Annotated in this window: 21 protein-coding genes and 1 pseudogene; 6 read left to right on the top strand and 16 right to left on the bottom strand. The window is 71.1% G+C overall.

Going from position 1 to position 20,217, the window contains the following annotated elements; genetic code table 11:
• Window positions 1-49 precede the first annotated feature (49 nt).
• Complete coding sequence (locus SALPAC4_RS0111875; protein ID WP_019870509.1) at window positions 50-922, top strand: HAD family hydrolase; 873 nt, start codon at window positions 50-52, stop codon at window positions 920-922.
• A gap of 29 nt (window positions 923-951) precedes the next feature.
• Here the strand turns inward: SALPAC4_RS0111875 and SALPAC4_RS0111870 are convergent, their stop codons facing one another.
• From SALPAC4_RS0111870 to SALPAC4_RS0111845, 7 genes and pseudogenes are all read right to left on the bottom strand, one after another.
• Complete coding sequence (locus tag SALPAC4_RS0111870) at window positions 952-2,229, bottom strand: MFS transporter (RefSeq protein ID WP_033664949.1); 1,278 nt, start codon at window positions 2,227-2,229, stop codon at window positions 952-954.
• Window positions 2,230-2,299: 70 nt separating this feature from the next.
• Window positions 2,300-3,172: a lysophospholipid acyltransferase family protein gene (locus SALPAC4_RS0111865; RefSeq protein WP_019870507.1), complete on the bottom strand. Its 873-nt coding sequence runs from the start codon at window positions 3,170-3,172 to the stop codon at window positions 2,300-2,302.
• Window positions 3,169-4,245 (bottom strand): NAD-dependent epimerase/dehydratase family protein, encoded by a 1,077-nt coding sequence (locus SALPAC4_RS0111860; RefSeq protein ID WP_019870506.1) that lies wholly within the window; start codon window positions 4,243-4,245, stop codon window positions 3,169-3,171. The genes SALPAC4_RS0111865 and SALPAC4_RS0111860 overlap by 4 nt, the downstream gene beginning before the upstream one ends.
• Before the next feature lie 119 nt (window positions 4,246-4,364).
• A complete protein-coding gene (locus SALPAC4_RS26480; RefSeq protein WP_007465623.1) occupies window positions 4,365-4,466 on the bottom strand; it encodes a 30S ribosomal protein bS22 in 102 nt (33 codons plus the stop codon).
• Between the two features lie 204 nt (window positions 4,467-4,670).
• Window positions 4,671-4,880, bottom strand: coding sequence for a helix-turn-helix domain-containing protein (locus SALPAC4_RS0111850; protein ID WP_018730225.1), 210 nt, complete (start codon window positions 4,878-4,880; stop codon window positions 4,671-4,673).
• 206 nt (window positions 4,881-5,086) lie between these two features.
• Window positions 5,087-5,250: pseudogene (locus SALPAC4_RS28465) on the bottom strand (ABC transporter ATP-binding protein); the annotation flags it as partial.
• A gap of 77 nt (window positions 5,251-5,327) precedes the next feature.
• On the bottom strand, window positions 5,328-6,245 hold the full coding sequence (locus SALPAC4_RS0111845) for a proline dehydrogenase family protein (RefSeq protein WP_019870505.1): 918 nt from the start codon (window positions 6,243-6,245) through the stop codon (window positions 5,328-5,330).
• A gap of 98 nt (window positions 6,246-6,343) precedes the next feature.
• Here SALPAC4_RS0111845 and SALPAC4_RS0111840 point away from each other — a divergent pair, with 98 nt between their 5' ends.
• Complete coding sequence (locus SALPAC4_RS0111840; RefSeq protein ID WP_026271680.1) at window positions 6,344-6,931, top strand: CGNR zinc finger domain-containing protein; 588 nt, start codon at window positions 6,344-6,346, stop codon at window positions 6,929-6,931.
• A gap of 7 nt (window positions 6,932-6,938) precedes the next feature.
• On the opposite strand, the gene SALPAC4_RS0111835 is transcribed toward SALPAC4_RS0111840, so the two are convergent.
• Both SALPAC4_RS0111835 and SALPAC4_RS0111830 read right to left on the bottom strand, forming a co-directional pair.
• On the bottom strand, window positions 6,939-7,787 hold the full coding sequence (locus SALPAC4_RS0111835; RefSeq protein WP_019870504.1) for a sugar phosphate isomerase/epimerase family protein: 849 nt from the start codon (window positions 7,785-7,787) through the stop codon (window positions 6,939-6,941).
• A gap of 74 nt (window positions 7,788-7,861) precedes the next feature.
• Window positions 7,862-8,806 (bottom strand): Ppx/GppA phosphatase family protein, encoded by a 945-nt coding sequence (locus tag SALPAC4_RS0111830; RefSeq protein WP_019870503.1) that lies wholly within the window; start codon window positions 8,804-8,806, stop codon window positions 7,862-7,864.
• 74 nt (window positions 8,807-8,880) lie between these two features.
• Here SALPAC4_RS0111830 and SALPAC4_RS0111825 point away from each other — a divergent pair, with 74 nt between their 5' ends.
• A complete protein-coding gene (locus SALPAC4_RS0111825; RefSeq protein ID WP_019870502.1) occupies window positions 8,881-9,678 on the top strand; it encodes a hypothetical protein in 798 nt (265 codons plus the stop codon).
• 94 nt (window positions 9,679-9,772) lie between these two features.
• On the opposite strand, the gene SALPAC4_RS0111820 is transcribed toward SALPAC4_RS0111825, so the two are convergent.
• The 3 genes from SALPAC4_RS0111820 to SALPAC4_RS0111810 form a co-directional block, all read right to left on the bottom strand.
• Complete coding sequence (locus tag SALPAC4_RS0111820) at window positions 9,773-10,456, bottom strand: response regulator transcription factor (protein WP_018739950.1); 684 nt, start codon at window positions 10,454-10,456, stop codon at window positions 9,773-9,775.
• Window positions 10,457-10,476: 20 nt separating this feature from the next.
• Complete coding sequence (locus SALPAC4_RS0111815; protein ID WP_027644589.1) at window positions 10,477-11,757, bottom strand: sensor histidine kinase; 1,281 nt, start codon at window positions 11,755-11,757, stop codon at window positions 10,477-10,479.
• A 145-nt stretch (window positions 11,758-11,902) separates the two neighbouring features.
• Window positions 11,903-12,670, bottom strand: a complete 768-nt coding sequence (locus SALPAC4_RS0111810; protein ID WP_027644590.1) for a phosphoglyceromutase — start codon at window positions 12,668-12,670, stop codon at window positions 11,903-11,905.
• 155 nt (window positions 12,671-12,825) lie between these two features.
• Here SALPAC4_RS0111810 and SALPAC4_RS0111805 point away from each other — a divergent pair, with 155 nt between their 5' ends.
• Window positions 12,826-14,088, top strand: coding sequence for an MDR family MFS transporter (locus SALPAC4_RS0111805; RefSeq protein ID WP_019870499.1), 1,263 nt, complete (start codon window positions 12,826-12,828; stop codon window positions 14,086-14,088).
• Window positions 14,089-14,514: 426 nt separating this feature from the next.
• Here SALPAC4_RS0111805 and SALPAC4_RS0111800 read toward each other — a convergent pair whose 3' ends face one another.
• The 3 genes from SALPAC4_RS0111800 to mshA form a co-directional block, all read right to left on the bottom strand.
• Window positions 14,515-15,195, bottom strand: a complete 681-nt coding sequence (locus SALPAC4_RS0111800) for a hypothetical protein (protein ID WP_027644591.1) — start codon at window positions 15,193-15,195, stop codon at window positions 14,515-14,517.
• 75 nt (window positions 15,196-15,270) lie between these two features.
• Window positions 15,271-15,846, bottom strand: coding sequence for a type III secretion system chaperone family protein (locus SALPAC4_RS0111795; protein ID WP_019870497.1), 576 nt, complete (start codon window positions 15,844-15,846; stop codon window positions 15,271-15,273).
• A 79-nt stretch (window positions 15,847-15,925) separates the two neighbouring features.
• The gene (gene mshA / locus SALPAC4_RS0111790; RefSeq protein WP_019870496.1) at window positions 15,926-17,272 is read right to left on the bottom strand and encodes a D-inositol-3-phosphate glycosyltransferase; all 1,347 of its coding nucleotides are present in this window, start codon (window positions 17,270-17,272) and stop codon (window positions 15,926-15,928) included.
• A 167-nt stretch (window positions 17,273-17,439) separates the two neighbouring features.
• Between mshA and SALPAC4_RS0111785 the strand changes: the two genes are divergently transcribed.
• Window positions 17,440-18,204, top strand: a complete 765-nt coding sequence (locus SALPAC4_RS0111785) for an SDR family NAD(P)-dependent oxidoreductase (RefSeq protein WP_019870495.1) — start codon at window positions 17,440-17,442, stop codon at window positions 18,202-18,204.
• An 8-nt stretch (window positions 18,205-18,212) separates the two neighbouring features.
• A complete protein-coding gene (locus tag SALPAC4_RS0111780) occupies window positions 18,213-19,007 on the top strand; it encodes a class I SAM-dependent methyltransferase (protein WP_019870494.1) in 795 nt (264 codons plus the stop codon).
• Window positions 19,008-19,055: 48 nt separating this feature from the next.
• Here the strand turns inward: SALPAC4_RS0111780 and SALPAC4_RS0111775 are convergent, their stop codons facing one another.
• On the bottom strand, window positions 19,056-20,159 hold the full coding sequence (locus SALPAC4_RS0111775) for a UDP-N-acetylmuramate dehydrogenase (protein WP_027644593.1): 1,104 nt from the start codon (window positions 20,157-20,159) through the stop codon (window positions 19,056-19,058).
• Between the last annotated feature and the right edge of the window lie 58 nt (window positions 20,160-20,217).

Below are 20,217 nucleotides of genomic sequence, written 5' to 3'. Positions count from 1 at the left end.
ACCCTCGCCAGGTGGCGCACGGTGCGCCGGTCGTACGGAGGGGGAGCGCGTGGCCAGCCGAGAGGTGCCCGTCGACACCGACACCTGCAGTCACCTCCCCGGGGGAAACTCGGCCAGCGGCGTGTCGACCCCGCTGCCGGACCGGGCCGCGGCTGCCTTCTTTGACGTGGACAACACCATGATGCAGGGTGCGTCGATCTACTGGTTCGCCCGCGGACTCGCCGCGCGCAACTACGTCACCACCAGCGACCTACTCCGCTTCGCCTGGCAACAGCTGCGGTTCCGGGTACTCGCCACCGAGCATGTCGGCGACATGTCGCAGATCAAGGAGGCCGCGCTCGCCTTCGTCGAAGGCTGGCGGGTGGAGGACGTGGAGCGCCTCGCCGAGGAGATCTTCGACGAGCTGATGGCGCCGCGGATCTGGGCCGGTGCCCGGCGGCTCGCCCAGGGGCACCTCGACGCCGGGCAACGGGTCTGGCTGATCAGCGCCGCCCCGGTCGAGATCGGCCGGGTGATCGCCACCCGGCTGGGGCTCACCGGGGCCATCGGAACGGTGGCCGAGGTGGTTGACGGCGCCTACACCGGACGGCTGGTCGGCGACCTTATGCACGGGCCCGCGAAGGCGGAGGCGGTGACCCGGCTCGCCGCGGCGGAAGGGTTGGATCTCTCCCGCTGCACCGCCTACAGCGACTCCGCCAATGATCTGCCGATGCTCGCGGCGGCCGGCCGCGGGGTCGCCGTCAACCCGGATTCCGCGCTGCTGCGGGAGGCCCGCCGACGCGGATGGGAGGTACGGGACTTCCGCACCGGGCGTCGGGCGGTCAAGATCGCCGTTCCCTCCACCGCCGCCGTCGGGCTGGTCGCCGGAGCGGTGACCGCGGGGCTGGCGCGGCACCGCCGCCGTTCGTCCGTCCGGACGTGAGCTCCCCCGCCAGTGCGTTCCCGTCGCCGTCACCGGGCGGTTGATTCGGCCGGAACCGGGGTTGGCGTCGGGTCGTCGGTGTGGGCGAGGTGGGCGAACTGGCGCCACAGTCCCGCGACGAGCAGCGCCGAGCCGGCGAAGGCGAACCAGAATGGAGCGGTCATCCCGAGCAGGGTGACCAGCGGGCCGCCGAGCGCCGCGCCGACAACCAGCCCGCCGAACCCACTCATGGTGTAGATGCTGTTGACCCGACCCTGAAAGTAGATCGGAACCGCCCGCTGCAGAATGGTCAGGGCGGTGGTGCCCCAGGTGAACGCGTGCGCCCCGAAACCGAAGAGGATGGCCGAGGCGACCCAGGGCGAGGTGGTGACGGCGAGACCGAGGTGGGTGAGCGTTTCGATGATCAGCCCGGCCCGCATGATGTCCCCGAGGCTCACCCGACGGGTGAGCCAGCCGTACCCGACGGTGGCGAGCAGCCCGCCGGCCGCCATCGCCGTACTGATCAGGCCGAAGCCGACGGCACCGAGGCCGAGCCGCGCCTCGGCGTAGAGCACCAGGATGGACCAGGCGGCGCCGTAGGTGATGTTGAAGAACAGGACGGTCAGGCAGAGCGTCCGAACGGCCGGATGACGGACCGCCCAGCGGAACCCCGCCCCGATATCACCGCGCAGATCACGGTGCTGACCCGCCGATTCCCGCTCCCGCGGCGGCAGCGACAACCGGGACACCAACAGCAGCCCGGCCGCGAGGAGAACCGTATTGGTGGCGAAGGGCCAGGACCGACCGGCTGCGAAGAGCACGGCCCCGAGCGCCGGGCCGGCCAGCTTGTTCAGCGTGATGACCCCGGCCAGGACGCGGGCGTTGGCGATCGCCAGGTCCTCCCGGCGCACCAGCATCGGCGTCAGCGTCCCGGTGGTGTTGTCCACGAACACCTCGGCGGTGGCGAGTAGCGCCAGCGTCAGCAGCACCACCGGCACCGACACCCGGTCGGTCACCAACGCCCCGACCAGCACGCCCAGCGCGCCGACCCGGACCGCGTTCGCCACCAGCACGATGCGCCGCCGGTCGAGGCGATCGGAGAGCACCCCGGCCCAGAGGCCGAACACCAGCTGCGGCGCCCAGCGCAGCAGGGCCGCCAGGGCGACCAGGAGCGGGTTGGTGGTCAGCGACGCCACCAGCAGCGGCCCGGCCGCCACCGCGATCCCGTCGCTCAGGTTCGTCGCCCACGACGACGCCAGCAACCAACGGAACCCAGTGCCCAACCGAGCTGGTACGACCGCCTCGACGACTCTCCGCACAACGAGCACCGTACGAGGGCACCAGTCGATCGCAACCGAATTTGCCCGCCCGCGGGCTCGCCGCTGGTGGCGCCCCCGGTCAGGGGCCGAACGGGTCCGGCCGCTGCTCCAACAGCCGGTGCAGGGTCTGCTGAATGGTCTCCCGCACCTGGTCGGCGAGGTTGAACACGACCAGCGGGTCATCGGCCGAGTCGGTCAGGTGCTCGGTGGCGATCGGCGGGCAGAACTCGATCAGCCATTTACTCGGCAGCGGCACCATGCCCAGCGGCCCGAGCCAGGGGAAGGTCGGCGTGACGGGGAAGTACGGCAGCTTCAGCAGCCGGGCGAGCGGCTTCACATCGGCGAGCATCGGGTAGGTCTCCTCGCCACCGACTATCGCCACCGGCACGATCGGGGTTCCTGTCCGCAATGCCGCGGAGACGAAGCCACCCCGACCGAACCGTTGTAGCTTGTAGCGCTCCGCGTACAGCTTGCCGATGCCCTTGAAGCCCTCGGGGAAGACGCCGACCAACTCACCGGAGTCGAGCAGCCGCTCGGCGTCCGGGTTGCAGGCGACCGTGCCGCCACCCTTGCGGGCGACCGCCGACACCACCGGCATCCGGAAGATGAGGTCCGCGCCGAGCAGGCGGAGAAACCGGTGCTGCGGGTGCTGGTCGTGGATCATCGCCGAGAGGATCAGCGCGTCCAGGGCCACCGTGCCAGAGTGGTTGCCCACCACGAGGCCGGCTCCCGCGTCGGGCACGTGCTCCAGCCCGGTGACCTCGGTGCGGAACCAGTCGCGGTAGAGCAGCCGCACCAGCGGATGGAACACGGAGCTGGTGAGCTGCGGGTCGAAGCCGAACTCGTCGATCTCGTAGTCGCCGGCGAGGCGTCCGCGCAGAAACGCCAGCCCGCTCGCCACCTTCTGGTCCCAGTGATCGCCGGGCTGTTCGGAGACCCTCCCGCCGGTCACGACCGCTCCCCAGCGGCGGCGGAGCGGACCTGCCGGACCCCGTCGAGCACCAGCTGCTCAGCGGCGGCGAGGCGTTCCCGGGTCACCACGATCCCGTTCCGGTGGGCGCGGATGAAGTCGTCGAAGGCGGCAGCGGTCGAGCGTGGGGTGAAGCCAAACTCCCGCTCGAGCCGGCTGGTGTCCACGACCCGACCGTGCACGAAGAGGTCGACCTGGTCCAGCCCGTAGCGGCCGAAGCCGGCCGTACGGGCCAGCGCGGCCGCCCCGGACAGGCCCGGTTCCAGCACCGGCACCGCGACCCGGCCGGCCCGCCGAATGGCCTGGGAGAGCGCCAGCACCCCGGGGCCGGCGACGTTGTAGGTGCCGGGGTGGTCCAGCACGATCGACCGGTGCAGCACCTCCAGCGCATCCTCGAAGTGCAGGAACTGCAGCCGCGGGTCGCGGCCGAACACGGTGGGTACCAGCGGTTGGGCGAAGTAGCGGGTGAGCGTGGTGTCGGCGGTTGAGCCGATGAACGGCGCGAACCGCAGCACGGTGGCGGTCACGTCGGGGCGGCGGCGGCGAAAACCTCGCACGTACCCCTCGATGTCCAGGATGTCCCGGCCGAAGCCACCGCGCGGTACCTCCCGCGGCTCGGTCTCCTCGGTGAAGACCGCCGGGTCACGGAAAGACGCGCCATAGGCGGCGGTCGAGGAGCGGACGACGAGCTTGCGCAGCCGGGGCGCGTGCTGCGCGGCGGCCAGCAGCTGCATCGTGCCGATGACGTTCTGCTCCTTCATGGCCGCGCGGCCCCCGTGCTGCTGGTCGGGAGCACTGACCAGGGCCAGGTGCACGACGGCGTCAACGTCGAGGTCGGTGAGGAGGCCACCGATCGAACCAGCGTCCACCCGGACCCGCTCGACCCCGTTGAGCAGGTCGGTGAGCTCCCCACCCGCCGCGGGTGGATCGACTCCGATAACCCGTCCGACCCGCGGGTCGGCGGCGAGCCGCGCGGCGACGTGAGCGCCGAGGTAGCGACTGACCCCGGTCACGACGACGACCCCCGGGGCACCAGAGGGGCCACCGGGGGTCATGCCGCACACCGTCCTCGGCAGGCGGGATCGAGCCGGAACATCCGCGGCTTGATCACCTAAGCCTCCGAGGGTCGACAGCTGGCACGTGATGACGGTGCCGGGACCAGCCCGGCGCCGGATCACTTGCCGAGACGGCGACGCTGGACGCGGGTCTTGCGCAGCAGCTTGCGGTGCTTCTTCTTAGCCATGCGCTTGCGGCGCTTCTTGACCACCGAGCCCATACGACAGCCTTTCGATGCAATGTGCGGGGCGGACCGGATGACACCGGCGTCCGCTTGCGGACAACGGACCGGACCTGCGGGACGGGCGGCGGAGCGCATCTGTGGTCACGGTCGGGTCCAGGGTAGCCGGGAAGCCTCAGCAGGACCAACGCGGCCCCTCAATGCCGGTCATCTACGGCCGCTTCACGTCTGCGGACGGGCGGTTCAGGCGGTTTCCTGGAAGGCGCCGCGCAGGTACTCGTGCACCGCGTGCTCGGGGACGCGAAACGACCGACCGACTCGGACGGCGGCGAGCTCGCCGCCGTGCACCAGGCGGTAGACCGTCATCTTCGACACCCGCATGACCGTCGCCACCTCGGCGACAGTGAGGAACCTGACCTCCGCCAGCTGACCGTCGGACCGCGATCCGGCCATGGCTCACCGCCCATCCCATGCCCGGCGCGTGCTGTACCGACGGGGCTTCCGCCGGACCGGCGACGCGCGTGTTACCCGTACGGTAGCGGGGCCAATGTGACCGGCGCGATCCCTTCGGACAAACCACCACGATTCACACCAGCGGAGTCCTGGCGACTGAGTCCGCTGTCAATGTCGACCGAGGGCCGCCGGCAACCGCACAGCGCCTCCGCACGGCCCCCACGGAGCCCGGTGACGCCGGTGGCGCCACCGGTGCCACCGGACGAACGCCCCGAGCCACTTCCGGACGCGGATCGGGGCTCCGTGCTGGGAGCGGCACCAGTGTGTCAGGGTGCCCGTCGGCGCCCGACACCGGTAGATCACGACCGCCGCCGGGACGCGGCCAACGGCCCCACCGGGCACGGCCACCCGCCCCACCGGACGCGGCCACCGGCCCACCGGGCACGCCTAGCGACCCATCAGGGCGTGGGCGAGGAACCCCAGATTGGCGGGGCGCTCGGCTAGGCGGCGCATGAGATAACCGAACCACTCCTCGCCGTACGGCACGTAGGTGCGCACGGTGTATCCGTCGCCGATCAGGCGAGCCTGATCGGTGGAGCGGATGCCGTAGAGCATCTGAAACTCGAACTGGTCCGGCCCCCGGTCGAACCAGCGCGCCCGGTCCTCGCCGATCGCGATCAGGCGGGGGTCGTGCGTGGCAAGCATCGGGTAGCCGGCTCCGGCCAGCAGAATGCTCAGGCAGCGCACGTAGGACCGGTCGACGTCCCGAGCGGACTGGTAGGCCACCGATTCGGGCTCCCGGTACGCGCCCTTGCAGAGCCGGACCCGGGAACCGGCGCCGGCCAGCTGCCGGCAGTCGGACTCGGTCCGGCGCAGGTAGGCCTGGAGCACCGCCCCGGTGGACGGGTAATCCGCGCGCAATTTGACCAATATGTCCAGAGTGGAGTCGGTGGTGGTGTGGTCCTCCATGTCAAGGGTGACCGTGGTGCCCCCGGCTTCGGCCGCCGCGCAGATCGCCCGGGCGTTGTCGTAGGCAAGCTGCTCGTCAAAGGTCTGCCCGAGCGCGGAGAGCTTGACGCTCACCTCGGCGGCGTGGGTGAGCCCGTCGGCGGCGAGCAACTCCAACAAACCGACGTACTCGTCGCGAACGGCACTGGCCTGCTCCGGCGTGACGGTGTCCTCACCGAGGTTGTCGAGGGTGACCGTGAGCCCGTCGTCAACGAGGGCGCGGGTGACCCGCAACGCGTCCTCGGGCCGGGGGCCCGCGACGAAACGATGCACCACGTTCCGGGTGAGTGGGGCGGTCGCGACGAGCCGCTCGCACCGCGATGACCGGGCCGCAGCGAGAATAACGGTACGAAGCATGGGCTGAGAGTAGCGCTCATAGCAGCAAAACGGCGGTGCCGTCACATCGCGCTACATCGACACGCCACACGCCCGGGAAGTCGTCTACGGTGGGTGACGTGAACTTCGACGCGTACGCCCGGACCGGAGTTGATCTGATCAATATCCGGCTGGACGACCTCGACGCCCTCCGTTCGCTCTTCCCCGACAACATCTCGTGGATGCGGGACGAGGTGTCGGAGCGAGATCTTTCGATCTTTCGACGGGCGCAGAAGCGACTTCGCGATGTCTTCGAATACGGCACGTCCGGACGGGACGTGCAAGCGGTCGCCGAGCTGAATGCGCTGCTGGAGGCGTACCCGGTGCAGCCGCGCATCTCCGGGCACGACTCCAGTGACTGGCACGTGCACGTCACCAGCCGTGGCGCCTCGGTGAGTGCGGAGTACCTGGCCGGCGCGGTCTGGGGGCTGTCGGTGTGGCTCTGCGAGTACGGCAGCGCCCGCTTCGGGGTCTGCGCGGACGAGCGGTGCGGCAACGTCTATCTGGACACCTCGTCGAACTGCTGCCGGCGGTTCTGTTCCGAGCGCTGCGCCACCCGCTCCCACGTGGCGGCGCACCGGGCCCGCAAGCGAGCCGCGATCCGCGACCGGGTCGCGGTGGCGGCGCAGTCCACCGGCCCGGCCGACAACCTGACCACGGTGCGCTAAGCGCCGGCTACTCTTCGGCTTCCCGGTCGCCCCGCCGCACCGGTTCCGGGCCGGCGTGGGTTGCGGCCGGAGGGTCGAGGTGCTGGCGAGCGAAGGCCAACGCCGCCCGTAGGTCCGCCTCCCGGACCGCGCGGCTCTTCGCCCCCCGGGTCGACACCTCCACCGCCACCGAGCCGGTGAAGCCTCGGCTGGCGAGCGAGCGCAGTAGCTCGGCGCAGGGTTGGGTTCCTCGTCCGGGGACGAGATGCTCGTCGCGCCCCTCACCGGTGCCATCGCCCAGGTGCACGTGGGCCAGGCCCGCGCCCATCCGGTCGGCCAACTCCAGCGCGTCGGTGTGGGACGCGGCGCAGTGCGACAGGTCAAGGGTGTAGGAGGGGTATCCCGTCGCGGTCGGGTCCCACCCCGGGGCGTACGGGACGAACTGCCGCCCGGCCATCCGGACCGGATACATGTTCTCGACCGGGAACCTGATGTCACTGAACCGCCCGGTGACCTCGTCCAGGCCCTCGGCGAAGTTGCGGGCGTAATCCCGCTGCCAGGTGAACGGGGGGTGCACCACCACGGTCGGCGCGCCCAACTGCTCGGCTAGCTCACCGGAACGCCGCAACCGCTCCCACGGGTCGGCGCTCCACACCCGCTGGGTGACCAGAAGGCACGGGGCGTGCACGGAGAGCACCGGCACGCCGTAGTGCTTGGCGAGTCCGGCGAGCGCGCCAGCGTCCTGGCTCACGGCATCGGTCCAGACCATCACCTCGACGCCGTCGTAACCGAGCGTCGCAGCCAGCTGAAACGCTGCCGCGGTCCGCTCGGGGAAGACCGACGAGGTGGACAGGAGAACCGGAACTCGGGAAGGCACAGCACCGAGAGTAGCCCGCACCGATAGGGATCTTCAGGATGAGTCCCGGCAAATACCGCTAGCCGCCGTGGGCGTCACATCGGCGCAAGCTGATCCAACCGGCGCAGGATCACTCCTTCCCGCAACGCCCAGGGGCAGATCTCCAGGGTGCTGATGTCCAGCCGACGCATCGCCGCCTCGGCGACCACCGCACCGGCCAACAGCTGATGCGCCCGGCCGACGCTGACCCCATCCAGCTCGACGAGCTGCGCGGGGGGAATGTGCCGGATGAACCCGAGCACCTGCCGCAGCCCGGATCGGGTGAGCCGACGACGGGCCCAGACGCCCGCCCCGGAGGGGGCCGCCCCGGCGAGGCGGGCCAGGGTCCGGAAGGTCTTCGAGGTGGCGACCGGGCGCTCCCAGCCCACCTTGTTCAGCTCCCCGGCCACCGCGTCGAGCTGGCGGTCCACGTACGCTCGCAACTTCTCCACCTGCTCGGCCCCGGGCGGGGTGGCACTGCCCGCGGTGATCCGGAGATGGCGGCGGGTGAGCCGGCCAGCACCGAGCGGCAACGACACCGCGGCGTCCGGATCCTCGTCGATGCCCGCCGCGATCTCCAGCGAGCCGCCGCCGATGTCGAGCACCAGCAGCCGGCCGGCCGACCAGCCAAACCAGCGGCGCACCGCGAGGAAGGTCATCCGGGCCTCGTCGGCGCCGGTGAGGACCTCCAGTCGAACCCCGGTCTCCGCCTGAACCCGGGCCAACACCGCCACCGAGTTGGTGGCGTCCCGAACCGCGGAGGTGGCGAACGCGATCAGATCGTCGGTACCCAGCCCGGCCGCGGACTCCTTCGCGGCGGCAACCGCCCGCACCAGCGAATCCGCACCGGCGGTGGTGAGCGCGCCATCCGGGCCGATCTTCTCGGCCAGTCGCAGCACCGCCTTCTCCGAGTGCGCCGGCCAGGGGTGTGCGCCCCGGTGCGCGTCCACCACCAGCAGGTGCACCGTGTTGGATCCGACATCAAGGACGCCCAGCCGCATGAGGCAAACCCTAGAGGCAACACCCGGCCGCGGCGCACCGGGCCAGTCCTCCGCTGGGCGCGTACGCTGGTCCGGTGAGAGGGCAGATCGAGCTCCGTACCCGGCCGGACGATCCACGCGGCCGGGAGGTCCCGTTGGACTTCCCCCGGGAGTGGATCGAGTTCGGCGACCCGGCCGACGACACCCACCTGATCCGGGCCGACCTGACCTGGCTGTTGTCCCGGTGGACCTGTGTCTACGGGCGCGGCTGTCACGGCATCAGTGCCGACCGCCCCGCCGACGGCTGCTGCTCGCACGGCGCGTTCTTCACCGACTCCGACGACGAACAGCGGGTCCGATCGGCGGTCAAGCGGCTGACCCCGGAGACCTGGCAGCACCACCGGCGGGGCTTCAAGAACTGGACCGAGACCGACACGGTTGACGAGAAGACGCCCGCCCGCCGGACGGCCACCCGGCCCGACGGCCCCTGCGTCTTCCTCAATGACGCCGACTTTTCCGGCGGAGCGGGCTGCGCCCTGCACGCCCAGGCGCTCCGCGACGGCGCCCACCCGCTGGAGTACAAGCCGGATGTCTGCTGGCAGCTGCCGGTCCGCCGCGAACAGGAGTGGGTCCAGCGCCCGGACGGCACGAAGGTCCTGCTCTCCACGCTCGGGGAGTTCGACCGGCGCGGCTGGGGCGCCGGCGGGCACGACCTGGACTGGTGGTGCACCTCATCCCGGGACGCGCATGTGGCGGCCGAACCGATGTACGTCTCGTACGCCCCCGAGCTGACCGCACTGATCGGTGCGCCCGCGTATACCAGGCTGGCCGCGTTGTGCGCCGCCCGCGCCCGACGCGGTCTGGTCGCCCCGCACCCGGCCGACCCGGACTGACCGCGCACGACACCGGCACGGGACGGGGCCGGGCCGCGCGCGGCTGGACCGGGCGAGGCTGTTCAGCGCTGCAGCGGGCCGTGCGGACGTCCGGTCACGGCTCGAACTTGTAGCCCAGGCCCCGCACGGTGACGATGTGTCGGGGAGCGGATGGCTCCGGCTCGACCTTGGAACGCAGCCGCTTGACGTGTACGTCGAGGGTCTTCGTGTCGCCGACGTAGTCCGCCCCCCAGACCCGATCGATCAGCTGGCCCCGGGTGAGCACCCGGCCGGCGTTGCGCAGCAGCAACTCCAGCAGCTCGAACTCCTTCAGCGGCAGTTGCACCGGGGCGCCGGCGACCGTGACCACGTGCCGCTCGATGTCCATCCGAACCGGGCCCGCGGCCAGTGTCGCCGCACCGGTCTCCACCGTCTCGACGCTCTTGCGGCGCAGCACCGCGCGGATCCGGGCCACGAGTTCCCGCGGCGAGTACGGCTTCGTCACGTAGTCGTCGGCGCCGATCTCCAGCCCGACCACCTTGTCGATCTCGCTGTCCCGAGCGGTGACCATGATGATCGGCACGTGCGACCGCTGCCGAAGCTGCCGACACACCTCAGTACCCGACATCTCGGGCAGCATCAGGTCGAGCAGCACAATGTCGGCACCGGTCCGGTCGAACTCGGTCAGGGCGGAGGTGCCAGTCGCGGCAACCGAAACCTCGAAGCCCTCCTTACGGAGCATGTACGACAGGGCATCGGAGAACGACTCCTCGTCCTCGACCACCAGAACGCGGCTCAACGGAGGTTTCCTTTCAACTGTCACGTCTGCTGGGACTCGGCCGGTTCGGCCTCGATCTCAGCCGAGGGCGGTATCACCAAAAGATCGTCCGGGGGGCGGGCGGGGAGCCGGAGGGTGAACGTCGAGCCCTCGTCGGGAGTGCTCGCGACCTCCACCCGTCCGCCGTGATTACTGGCGATGTGCTTGACGATGGCGAGCCCGAGACCGGTGCCGCCGGTCGCGCGGGATCGGGCCTGGTCGGCCCGGTAGAAGCGCTCGAAGATCCGGTCCACGTCGCTCGGGCCGATCCCGATGCCCTGATCGGTGACGGCGATCGTGACGTGTTCGTCGTCGTGCCGGGCAGTGATCCGGACGGCAGTGTCCTCACCCGAGTAGTTGATGGCGTTCTCGACCAGGTTCGACACGGCAGTGGCCAGCTGGGTGTCACTGCCGTAGACCGTCAGGCCCCGCTCGCCGTCAACCACCACGTCGATCCGGCGAGCGCTGGCACCGGTCCGGGTCCGATCCACCACCTCGCCGACCACCCAGTCCACGGCGACCGGCTCCGGCGCGGGCTGCGGGTCGGCGCCCTGGAGCCGGGTCAGCTCCAGCAACTCCTGCACCAACCGACCCAGCCGGGTCGACTCGTGCCGGATCCGTTCGGCGAACCGACGGGTGGCGGCCAGATCCTCGGAGAGGTCCGGCTTCTCCTCGTCGACCGGCTCGGTGGCGTCCAGCAGCGCCTCGGCGAGGAGTTGGAGCGCCCCGATCGGGGTCTTGAGCTCGTGACTCACATTGGCCACGAAGTCGCGCCGGACCCGGGCCAACCGGTGCGACTCAGTCACGTCAACGGCTTCCACGGCGACGTGCCCGCCGCCGAGACCGACCGCCCGCAGGTGCACGCCGAGCGGGTTCTCCGCGGCGACGCCGTCGCGTCCCCGGGGCAGGTCCAGCTGGATCTCTCGCCGTACGCCGGTCCGCCGTACCTGCCCCGCGAGGGTCCGGATCAACGGGTGGGCGGCGACCGTGCCCGGTGCCCCGCCAGCGCGGAGCAGCCCCATCGCGCGGGCTGCCGGGTTGACCAGGACCGGCCCATCGTCGTCGGCGAGGACCACGACGCCGACCCGGAGGGAGTCAATCGTCCGGCGACCAAGTCCGGACTGGGAACCGTCGGTTATCGCGGGCCTCCTCCCGGGCCGAGGGGAGCCGGGCTGGTGGCTCCCGACCAAGGTCGATCCGAGTCGTCGCGCCAGGACGAGCCGGGTCAGCAGGACACCGACCGCCAGTCCCACGGCCCCTGCGACCACCACTACCCACTCCACCGGGTGATCGTAGGTCCTGGTTAACCCAGCATCCGAACAGACCAGGACGAGATACCCTCACTTCCGCGGGTATTCACCACCTCGTCCGACCCCGTTCACCAGGGCGCTTCCCCGGCGCCCGGTGCCGCGGGGTCGCTCGGCCGGCTCAGCGACCCTGGTTCGCCACCGCCGCCGCGGCCTCCTGCGCCGCCGCCGGGTCGAGGTACGTGCCGCCGAGCGTCATCGGGCGCAGCTGCGGGTCGAGGTCGTACCGCAGCGGGATCCCGGTAGGGATGTTCAGCTTCGCGATCGCCTCGTCGCTGATCTGGTCCAGATGCTTGACCAACGCGCGTAGCGAGTTGCCGTGCGCGGCCACCAGCACGGTCCGGCCAGCCAGGATGTCCGGCACGATCGAGTCGTACCAGTACGGCAGCATCCGCTCGAAGACGTCCTTCAGGCACTCCGTCCGCGGCATCAGCTCGGTCGGCAGCAGCCGGTAGCGCGGGTCACCGACCTGCGACCACTCGTCACCGTCCGCGATCGGCGGCGGCGGCGTGTCGTACGAGCGGCGCCAGCGCATGAACTGCTCCTCGCCGTACTCGTCGAGGGTCTGCTTCTTGTTCTTGCCCTGGAGGGCGCCGTAGTGGCGCTCGTTGAGCCGCCACGACCGACGCACCGCGATCCAGTGCCGGTCGGCGGTGTTCAGCGCGAGTTCCGCGGTGCGGATCGCCCGGCGCAACAGGCTGGTGTGCACCACGTCCGGCGACAGGTTGTGCTCCCGTAGCAGCTCGCCGCCACGACGCGCCTCGGCCTCTCCCTTGGCGGTCAGGTCCACGTCAACCCAGCCGGTGAAGAGGTTCTTGGCGTTCCAGTCGCTCTCGCCGTGTCGCAGCAGGACCAGCGTTCCGATGGTGGGCCCTTCACTTGCAGTCATGTCGGCCATCCTCCCTCACCGGCCTACCCGTTGCGCGGGAAGGGGTGCTGACCAGCACCGGAAAAACCGGATGGCGGAGGGCTCCGCCGCAGCACTAGTTTGTAAGGCCTTGCGCGGAAACTGATCATTACGGAACGGGGCGTTGAGTGCGAACGATGCGAGGTTGGTTACTCGAGACGGCCGGTGGCCTCCCCCGCTCCTTCTGGTACCTCTGGACCGGCACCCTGATCAACCGGCTCGGCTCGTTCGTCCTCATCTTCCTCGCCATCTACCTCACCCAGGAGCGGGGCTTCTCCGCTGCCCAGGCCGGCCTGGTCCTGGGACTGTGGGGCGTCGGCGGCGCGGTGGGCACCACCGTCGGTGGCACGCTCGCAGACCGGTGGGGCCGCCGGCCCACCCTGCTCACCGCGCACCTCGGCGCCGCGAGCATGATGCTCGCCCTCGGCTTCGCCCGGGACCTCTGGTCCATCGCACTCGGCGCCCTCCTGCTCGGGCTCTTCGCCGAGGCCGCCCGGCCCGCCTTCGGCGCCATGATGATCGACGTGGTGCCGGCGAAGGACCGACTGCGCGCCTTCAGCCTGAACTACTGGGCCATCAATCTCGGCTTCGCCTGCGCCGCGATCCTCGCGGGGTTCGCGACCGGGGCCGGCTACCTGCTGCTCTTCGTGGTGGACGCGGTCACCACCCTGATCATGACGCTGATCATCTTTCTCAAGGTGGGCGAGACCCGCCAACCGCTGGTCGCCACCGGCGGGCCGAAAGCCCCGACCGGGGCGCTGCGTGCCATCCTGACCGACCGGATCTACCTCGGGTTCGTGGCGTTGAACCTCTTCGCCGCGATAGTCATGCTCCAGCACATCTCGATGCTGCCGATCGCAATGGCCGACTCGGGACTGAGCCCCGCCACCTACGGCTCGGTGATCGCACTCAACGGGGTGCTGATCGTGGTGGGCCAGCTCTTCGTACCACGGTTGATCAAGGGCCGTAGCCGGTCCCATGTATTGGCACTGTCGGCGGTGGTGCTCGGGGCCGGGTTCGGACTGACCGCGTTCGCCGAGACCGCCTGGTTCTACGGGCTGACCGTCCTGATCTGGACCGTCGGCGAGATGCTCAACTCGCCGTCCAACGCCACCCTGATCGCCGAGCTCTCCCCGACCGAGCTACGCGGTCGCTACCAGGGGGTCTTCTCGCTCTCCTGGCAGATCGCTGGCGCCGCGGCGCCGGTGCTCGGCGGGCTCCTCCGGGAGGGGGCCGGCAACGCCACACTCTGGCTGGGCTGCGCCCTGCTCGGCGGACTGGTAGCGGCGGCACATCTGATCTCCGGACCGGCCCGGGAGCGCCGGGCCGCCGCGCTGCGGACAGTCAACCAACCGCCGCCGGCCCCGGTCGGGCAGCGGCAGACCACCGAGGTGGGGTGAGCTCCCCCAGCCGGATGCCGCGGCCACCGTGTAAGCGAACGCCCATCGTGAGTTCGTCACGATGGGCGTTCGCTGCGTACGCCCAACGTGAGTTCGTCACGGTGGGCGCTTCGCCACGTACGACCGGCGGCGGCGGGCGACACTCACCCCCGTAAGCGGCGCCCGCTCACGCCGCCGGTCAACAGGTGGACACCGTCCCCCAACGGTGTTGTTCCACCCGTCCCCGCGCCACACTCGATGCTCGGATCTGATCGATCCTCCGCTCCCCCGAACGGAACCGAGCGTCGCACGGTGCAATAAAGTTAGTTCGCCCGGAATACGGATACAAATTGACCGGCTGTCTCACCGGTCACAAACCGGCTGCCCGCGGTCCGGTCCGCCCTCCGGCCACCAGCGGTCTACCCGCGGGCAACTCCGGCAAACAGCTCATCCGTCCTCCCGATCGGGTGACTCGGTACGGAAAAAGTTGCTCATTCTGCCGTCTCGCAGCCGCTCCTGATAGATCAAGTTCAGCTTTCGCAGGTCGAAGGTCCGGAACCACTCGCGCCATGTGATTTCGCGCACCCGCGGGCTCTGCCGATACCCCGGCATGTTGAAGGTGAGCACACCGGCCCGGCCATCCCGCTCGGTGCCCCGGATCGTCGCCGGCTTCGCGTTGCGTTCCCGCGCCCACCGTCGGATCACCTCGTGGTTCGTGGTGACCAGGCTCCGGCCCGGACGCTCCGGCCGATCCGTCAGGGTGGCGATCACCTGCGAGGACCGCACCGACCGCGAGGTACGGGGCCCGGTGCGTACCGCGGCGCCACCCGCCGACCGTCCACCACCCGCCGACCGTCCGCCGGGCGTCGCCCGGCGGCCCGGCCCCTTCGTCCCGCCCGATCGGCGCTCCGCCCGCAGGGTCTTCACCAGCGTCCGCACCAGCTCCGGCTTACGCAGCGCGGAGGTGCCGGAGACGCCGTGCTGGCGCAACTGCCCCCGAATCTCGTCCACCCGCATCCGGGAGATCGTGGCTTCGGACACCTCCGGCGTATTCGGGGTCTGGTTTCCTGGCCGGCGTGCGGTCCGGGTCGCCGTACCACCGCGGCCTGCGCTGCTTCGCTGAGCCATGGAACGCTCCTCCGCCAGTCCGTCCTCGGCGCGCGGCCGGCCCCAGATACCGCACCGCACACCGGGGCGTACCCGTCAGGACAGCGTCGAATCCCCGGGTGCGGCGGTCGGGTTCCCGGCGGCAGGCGTCCCAGCTGACGGCGCGGCCGCACCGCCGTCAGCCCGCTCAACCAGGTGGGCGAAGGCCGCGAGGTTGGCGGTCGACTCGCCCCGCTTGACCCGCCACTCCCATTCCCGCCGAATCGAACTACCGAAGCCGATCTCCAGCATCGTGTCGAAGGACTCGTCGGCGTAGGTGAGCACCGATCCGAAGAGCCGATCCAACTCGTCGGCGTCCACGCCCGCCGAATTCACCCGGCCGGTCAGGTAGACGTCACCGACGGCGTCGATGGAGAACGACACCCCGTACATCCGGGCGTTGCGCTGCAGCAGCCACGCCCACAGCTCCTCGCGGCGCTCGTCGGGCTGGCGCATCACGAACGCCTCGACCCGCAGCGCGTACTCGCCGATGATCAGGTTGCAGGTCGTCCGCAGCTTGTGGGTGCCCGGCAGGGTCACCGCGTACGAGTTCGGGCCGGTGGCCTCCCAGGCCAGGTCCCGCTCCGCGCAGACCGCCTCGATCAACGCCCCGAGCTCGCTTCTCCCGTTCACCGCCCCACTCTACGACCGCTCCCGCCCAGCCGCGTCCCGCGCCGGTCCGGCCTCGGTCACCGGCGATCGGCGCCGGGTCTCACCGGGAACAGGCAGCGAAGCCAGACGATCGGCTGCGGTGCTCGGCGACCGCCGCGCCGTAAACATCCAAGAGGTCGCGCACTGTCCGATCCCAGGAGAAGTTACGGGCGTGGCGTTGCGCACCGTGGGCCAGGGCCTCGCGCCGGCCGGCGTCCGGCAGCAGGCGGCCCAGCGAGCGGGCCCACGTGACCGGGTCGTGGCCATCCACGAGGACCCCGCTGACGTCGTCGCGTACCGCGGTGATCAAACCGCCTACGGCGGCTGCCACCACCGGCGTCCCGCAGGCCTGCGCCTCCAACGCGACGAGCCCGAAGCTCTCGTTGTAGGACGGGACCGCCACCAGGTCGGCCGCCCGGTACAGGGCGGGCAGGTCGTCGCCGGTCTGCGGCGGCAGGAACCGGACCCGATCGGCGACGCCCAACTCGGCAGCCAGTTCAATCAGGCGAGTCGGCCGCTCAAGCCCGCTGCCGCTGGGGCCACCGCAGACCACCACCGTCAGGTCGTCGGCGAGCACCGGATCCCGCTGGCGCAGCGCCGCCGCCGCGCGAATCAGCACGTCGGGGGCCTTGAGCGGCTGAATCCGGCCGACAAACGCCACCACGTACCCACGCTCGGGCAGGCCCAGCCGACGACGGGCGAGGACCTTCCCCCGGGCGCGATCACCGGCTGGCGGGCGAAACCGGGCCAGATCCACCCCCGGCTCGACCACCTCAACCCGGGTCGGGTCGGCGTCGTACCGGTCGATCAGGTCACCGGCCTCGGTCTTGGTGTTGGCGACCAGCCGGTCGGCCTCGGCCACCACCTGCTCCTCGCCAATCACCCGGGCCTTGGGTTCCGGCCGGTCCCCGGCGGCGAGCTGCGCGTTCTTGACCTTGGCGAGGGTGTGCGCGGTATGCACCAGCGGAACCCCCCAACGCTCCTTGGCCAGCCAACCGACCTGCCCGGAGAGCCAGTAGTGCGAGTGGATCAGGTCGTAGTGCCCCATCGCCCGAGCGGCCTCGGCCCGCAGCACCCCCGCGGTGAACGCGCAGAGCTGGCCGGGCAACTCCTCCTTGGTCAGCCCACCCAACGGTCCGGCGATGATGTGCCGGACGTGCACGCCCGGCACCATCTCGACCACCGGCGGCAGGTCGGCTGCGGTCGCCCGGGTGAAGATCTCAACCTCGACGTTCGCCTCGGCCAACCGCCGGGCGACCTCCAGGATGTAGACGTTCATCCCGCCCGCGTCACCCGTGCCGGGCTGGTGCAGCGGCGAAGTGTGCACGGAGAGGGTCGCGATACGGCGGGGCCGGGGCCACGGACGGGCACCTCGCTGACGACCGACACCGGTGTGCTGTTCCGCCACGTCCGCTCCTTCTGTCACGGTTGCCGTCCCGCACGACCGGCGCTTCTCGGTCAACCTCCACGCCGGGTGTCATCTTCCCGATCGGGGATCGGTAAATCCTCCCGGCCATCCCCGGGCGTGACGGACCTCATCGCCCCCGCCCTCGGGCTCGGGGCCAGAATGGGCGGATGAATTCCGTCGCTGTCGTCACCGGCGCATCCAGCGGGATCGGGGCGGCCACCGTCCGTCGGCTCGCCGCCGAGGGGTTCCACGTCCTGGCCGCCGCCCGGCGCACCGATCGCCTCGCCGACCTGGTCCGGGAGGTCGAAACCAACGGCGGGTCGGCCACCGCGGTCGGCTGCGATGTGACCTCGGATGAGTCGGTGGCCCGCCTCGCCGCCGCAGCGGCAGCCGCGCCCGGTCCGGTCACCCTGCTGGTCAACAACGCCGGGGGGGCACGTGGCCTGGACCCGGTGGAGACCGGCGCGGTCGGTGACTGGCAGTGGATGTACGACGTCAACGTCCTGGGCACGCTGCGGGTCACCCAGGCGCTCCTACCGGCGTTGGTCTCCTCCGGAGCCGGCACGATCGTCGTCGTGTCGTCTACCGCCGGCTTCACCGTGTACGAGGGCGGGGGCGGCTACGCCGCCGCCAAGCACGCGCAGACCGCGGTCGCGGGCACGCTGCGGCTGGAGCTGTGCGGCCGGCCGGTTCGGGTCGTCGAGATCGACCCCGGGATGGTACGGACCGAGGAGTTCTCGCTGGTCCGCTTCGGCGGGGACGCCGACCGGGCGGACGCCGTCTACGCCGGCGTGTCCGAGCCCCTGGTCGCCGACGATGTGGCGGACTGTGTCGCCTGGTGCGCGACCCGCCCGCAGCACGTAAACGTGGACCGGCTAGTGGTCCGTCCGCTGGCGCAGGCCGCGCAGCACAAGGTCCACCGGGCCGGTTGAGCCGGGTGATGGCGGTGCCGGCACGACGTCCGCTCGGCGTCGTGACCCGCGGGACGACGAACCCCAACCGGCTGCGCCGGGTGGACAACTGGATCGCCACCACCTGCGGGGACGTGCTGCGGGCGGCAGCGGACCCGCTCGTCGTGGACCTGGGCTACGGCGCCACCGGGGTCACCGCCGTCGAGCTGCGCTCCCGATTGGCCCACGCGGTCCGCCCCGACGTACGCGTGGTCGGGCTGGAGATCGACCCGGTCCGCGTCGCCGCCGCCCAACCGGTCGCCGACCCACCCCGGCTCACCTTCGCCCGGGGTGGCTTCGAGCTGGCCGGTCTCCGCCCCGTCCTGGTCCGCGCCTTCAACGTGCTACGCCAGTACGACGAGGGTACGGTGGCGGGCGCCTGGGCGACGATGACCGGTGCGCTCGCCCCGGGCGGCGTGCTGGTCGAGGGGACCTGCGACGAGTTGGGGCGGCTCGGCGGGTGGGTACTGATCGACGCGGGCGGCCCCCGCACCCTGACCCTGGGCGCCCGGCTGGCCACCCTGGACAGCCCCGCCCGGCTCGCCGAGCGGCTCCCCAAAGTCCTGATCCACCGCAACGTCGAGGGGGAGCCGATCCACGCCCTGCTTCAGGCGCTGGAGCGCGCCTGGCAGGCAGCTGCCCCCTACGCCCCCTTCGGTCCCCGCCACCGCTGGCTGCGTACGGTGACCGCCGTTCGGGACGGGGGCTGGCCGCTGGCGTACCAACCCCGCCGCTGGCGCCAGGGCCTGGTCACCGTCGACTGGGTGGCGGTGGCTCCCCGCTGACCCATCGACTGGGCGGTGGCTCCCCTGCCGACCCGTTGACCGGCCGGGTCAGAGGGCGCAGTTGATCAGGACTGGTTCCGGGTGCAGGGTCACACCGAAGCGGGCCTGCACCCCGTGGCGAATCTCGCGGGCCAGGCGCACCAGGTCCTCGGTCCGGGCGGTGCCGGAACGGTGGGTCAACGCCAGGGTGTGCTTGGTGGAGATGGTGACGACGCCTTCCGGACCCGGATGGCCCTTGCCGAAGCCGGCCTTGTCGATCAACCAGGCGGCACTGACCTTCACCGTGCCGTCGGCGCCGGGCCAGGACGGTGGCTCGCCGAGCTCGGCGGCCCGTTCCCGCAGCCGCTCGTGGTCGGCCTGGTCCAGCACCGGATTGGTGAAGAACGAGCCCACCGACCAGGTATCCGGGTCGGTGGGGTCGAGCACCATGCCCTTGCCCGCGCGTAGCCGCAGCACGGCGTCGCGGGCCTTCGCCAGTGGCACCCGGTCACCGACCGCCACGTCGAGCGCCCGAGCGAGTTCGGCGTAGCGGACCGGGCTGGACAGCGGCGATCGGGCGAGACGGAAGTCGACCGACAGCACCACCCACCGGTCGCTGTACTTGAAGATGCTGGACCGGTAGATGAACCCGCAGTCACGGGCCTCGATCCGACCGGTGGTACCGGCCACCCGGTCGTACACCTGCACCCCGGTGATGGTCTCGGCGACATCCTGCCCGTAGGCGCCGACGTTCTGGATCGGCGTCGCGCCGGTGGAGCCAGGTATCCCGGAGAGGCACTCCAGGCCGGACCAGCCGCTGGCCACGGTGTGGGCAACCAGGTCGTCCCAGGGCTCACCGGCCTCGACCCGCACCGTGACGGTGTCGGTGTCGGTGTCGGTGTCAACGACCCGCAGGCCCCGGGACCGGACCAACACCACTGTCCCGGGGAAGCCCGCATCGCCGATCACCACGTTGCTACCCCCGGCGAGGACCAGGACCTGCTCGCCGCGCTCCCCCGCCTCCCGCACCCCGCGGACGAGGTCATCCGCGCTGGTGGCGGTGACCACGCGGGAAGCCCAGCCGCCGAGACGAAGTGTCGTGTATCGCGACAAATGACACTCGGCGTCGCGTTGGGCACCGGATGTCGACTGGAGAACCTCTGCCACGCTCATCACCCTAAGCTGAGGGATAGCCGCGGCACCCACTGGTGGCCCGGTCACCCCCGGGAGG

The sequence above is a fragment of the Salinispora oceanensis genome (assembly GCF_000383575.1).
In the GTDB taxonomy this organism is placed as follows: domain Bacteria; phylum Actinomycetota; class Actinomycetes; order Mycobacteriales; family Micromonosporaceae; genus Micromonospora; species Micromonospora oceanensis.
Note: the sequence above shows the minus strand (reverse complement) of the source record. Positions and strands in the feature narration are given on the sequence as shown.

Excerpts from the sequence above, each read along its gene's own strand:
- SALPAC4_RS0111775 (WP_027644593.1), bottom strand. The coding sequence starts at position 20,159 with ATGAGCGTGGCAGAGGTTCTCCAGTCGACATCCGGTGCCCAACGCGAC.
- SALPAC4_RS0111830 (WP_019870503.1), bottom strand. The coding sequence starts at position 8,806 with ATGCGGCTGGGCGTCCTTGATGTCGGATCCAACACGGTGCACCTGCTG.
- SALPAC4_RS0111810 (WP_027644590.1), bottom strand. The coding sequence starts at position 12,670 with ATGACTGCAAGTGAAGGGCCCACCATCGGAACGCTGGTCCTGCTGCGA.
- SALPAC4_RS0111860 (WP_019870506.1), bottom strand. The coding sequence starts at position 4,245 with ATGACCCCCGGTGGCCCCTCTGGTGCCCCGGGGGTCGTCGTCGTGACC.
- SALPAC4_RS0111785 (WP_019870495.1), top strand. The coding sequence starts at position 17,440 with ATGAATTCCGTCGCTGTCGTCACCGGCGCATCCAGCGGGATCGGGGCG.
- SALPAC4_RS0111845 (WP_019870505.1), bottom strand. The coding sequence starts at position 6,245 with ATGCTTCGTACCGTTATTCTCGCTGCGGCCCGGTCATCGCGGTGCGAG.
- SALPAC4_RS0111780 (WP_019870494.1), top strand. The coding sequence starts at position 18,213 with ATGGCGGTGCCGGCACGACGTCCGCTCGGCGTCGTGACCCGCGGGACG.
- SALPAC4_RS0111850 (WP_018730225.1), bottom strand. The coding sequence starts at position 4,880 with ATGGCCGGATCGCGGTCCGACGGTCAGCTGGCGGAGGTCAGGTTCCTC.
- SALPAC4_RS0111800 (WP_027644591.1), bottom strand. The coding sequence starts at position 15,195 with ATGGCTCAGCGAAGCAGCGCAGGCCGCGGTGGTACGGCGACCCGGACC.
- SALPAC4_RS26480 (WP_007465623.1), bottom strand. The coding sequence starts at position 4,466 with ATGGGCTCGGTGGTCAAGAAGCGCCGCAAGCGCATGGCTAAGAAGAAG.
- SALPAC4_RS0111805 (WP_019870499.1), top strand. The coding sequence starts at position 12,826 with ATGCGAGGTTGGTTACTCGAGACGGCCGGTGGCCTCCCCCGCTCCTTC.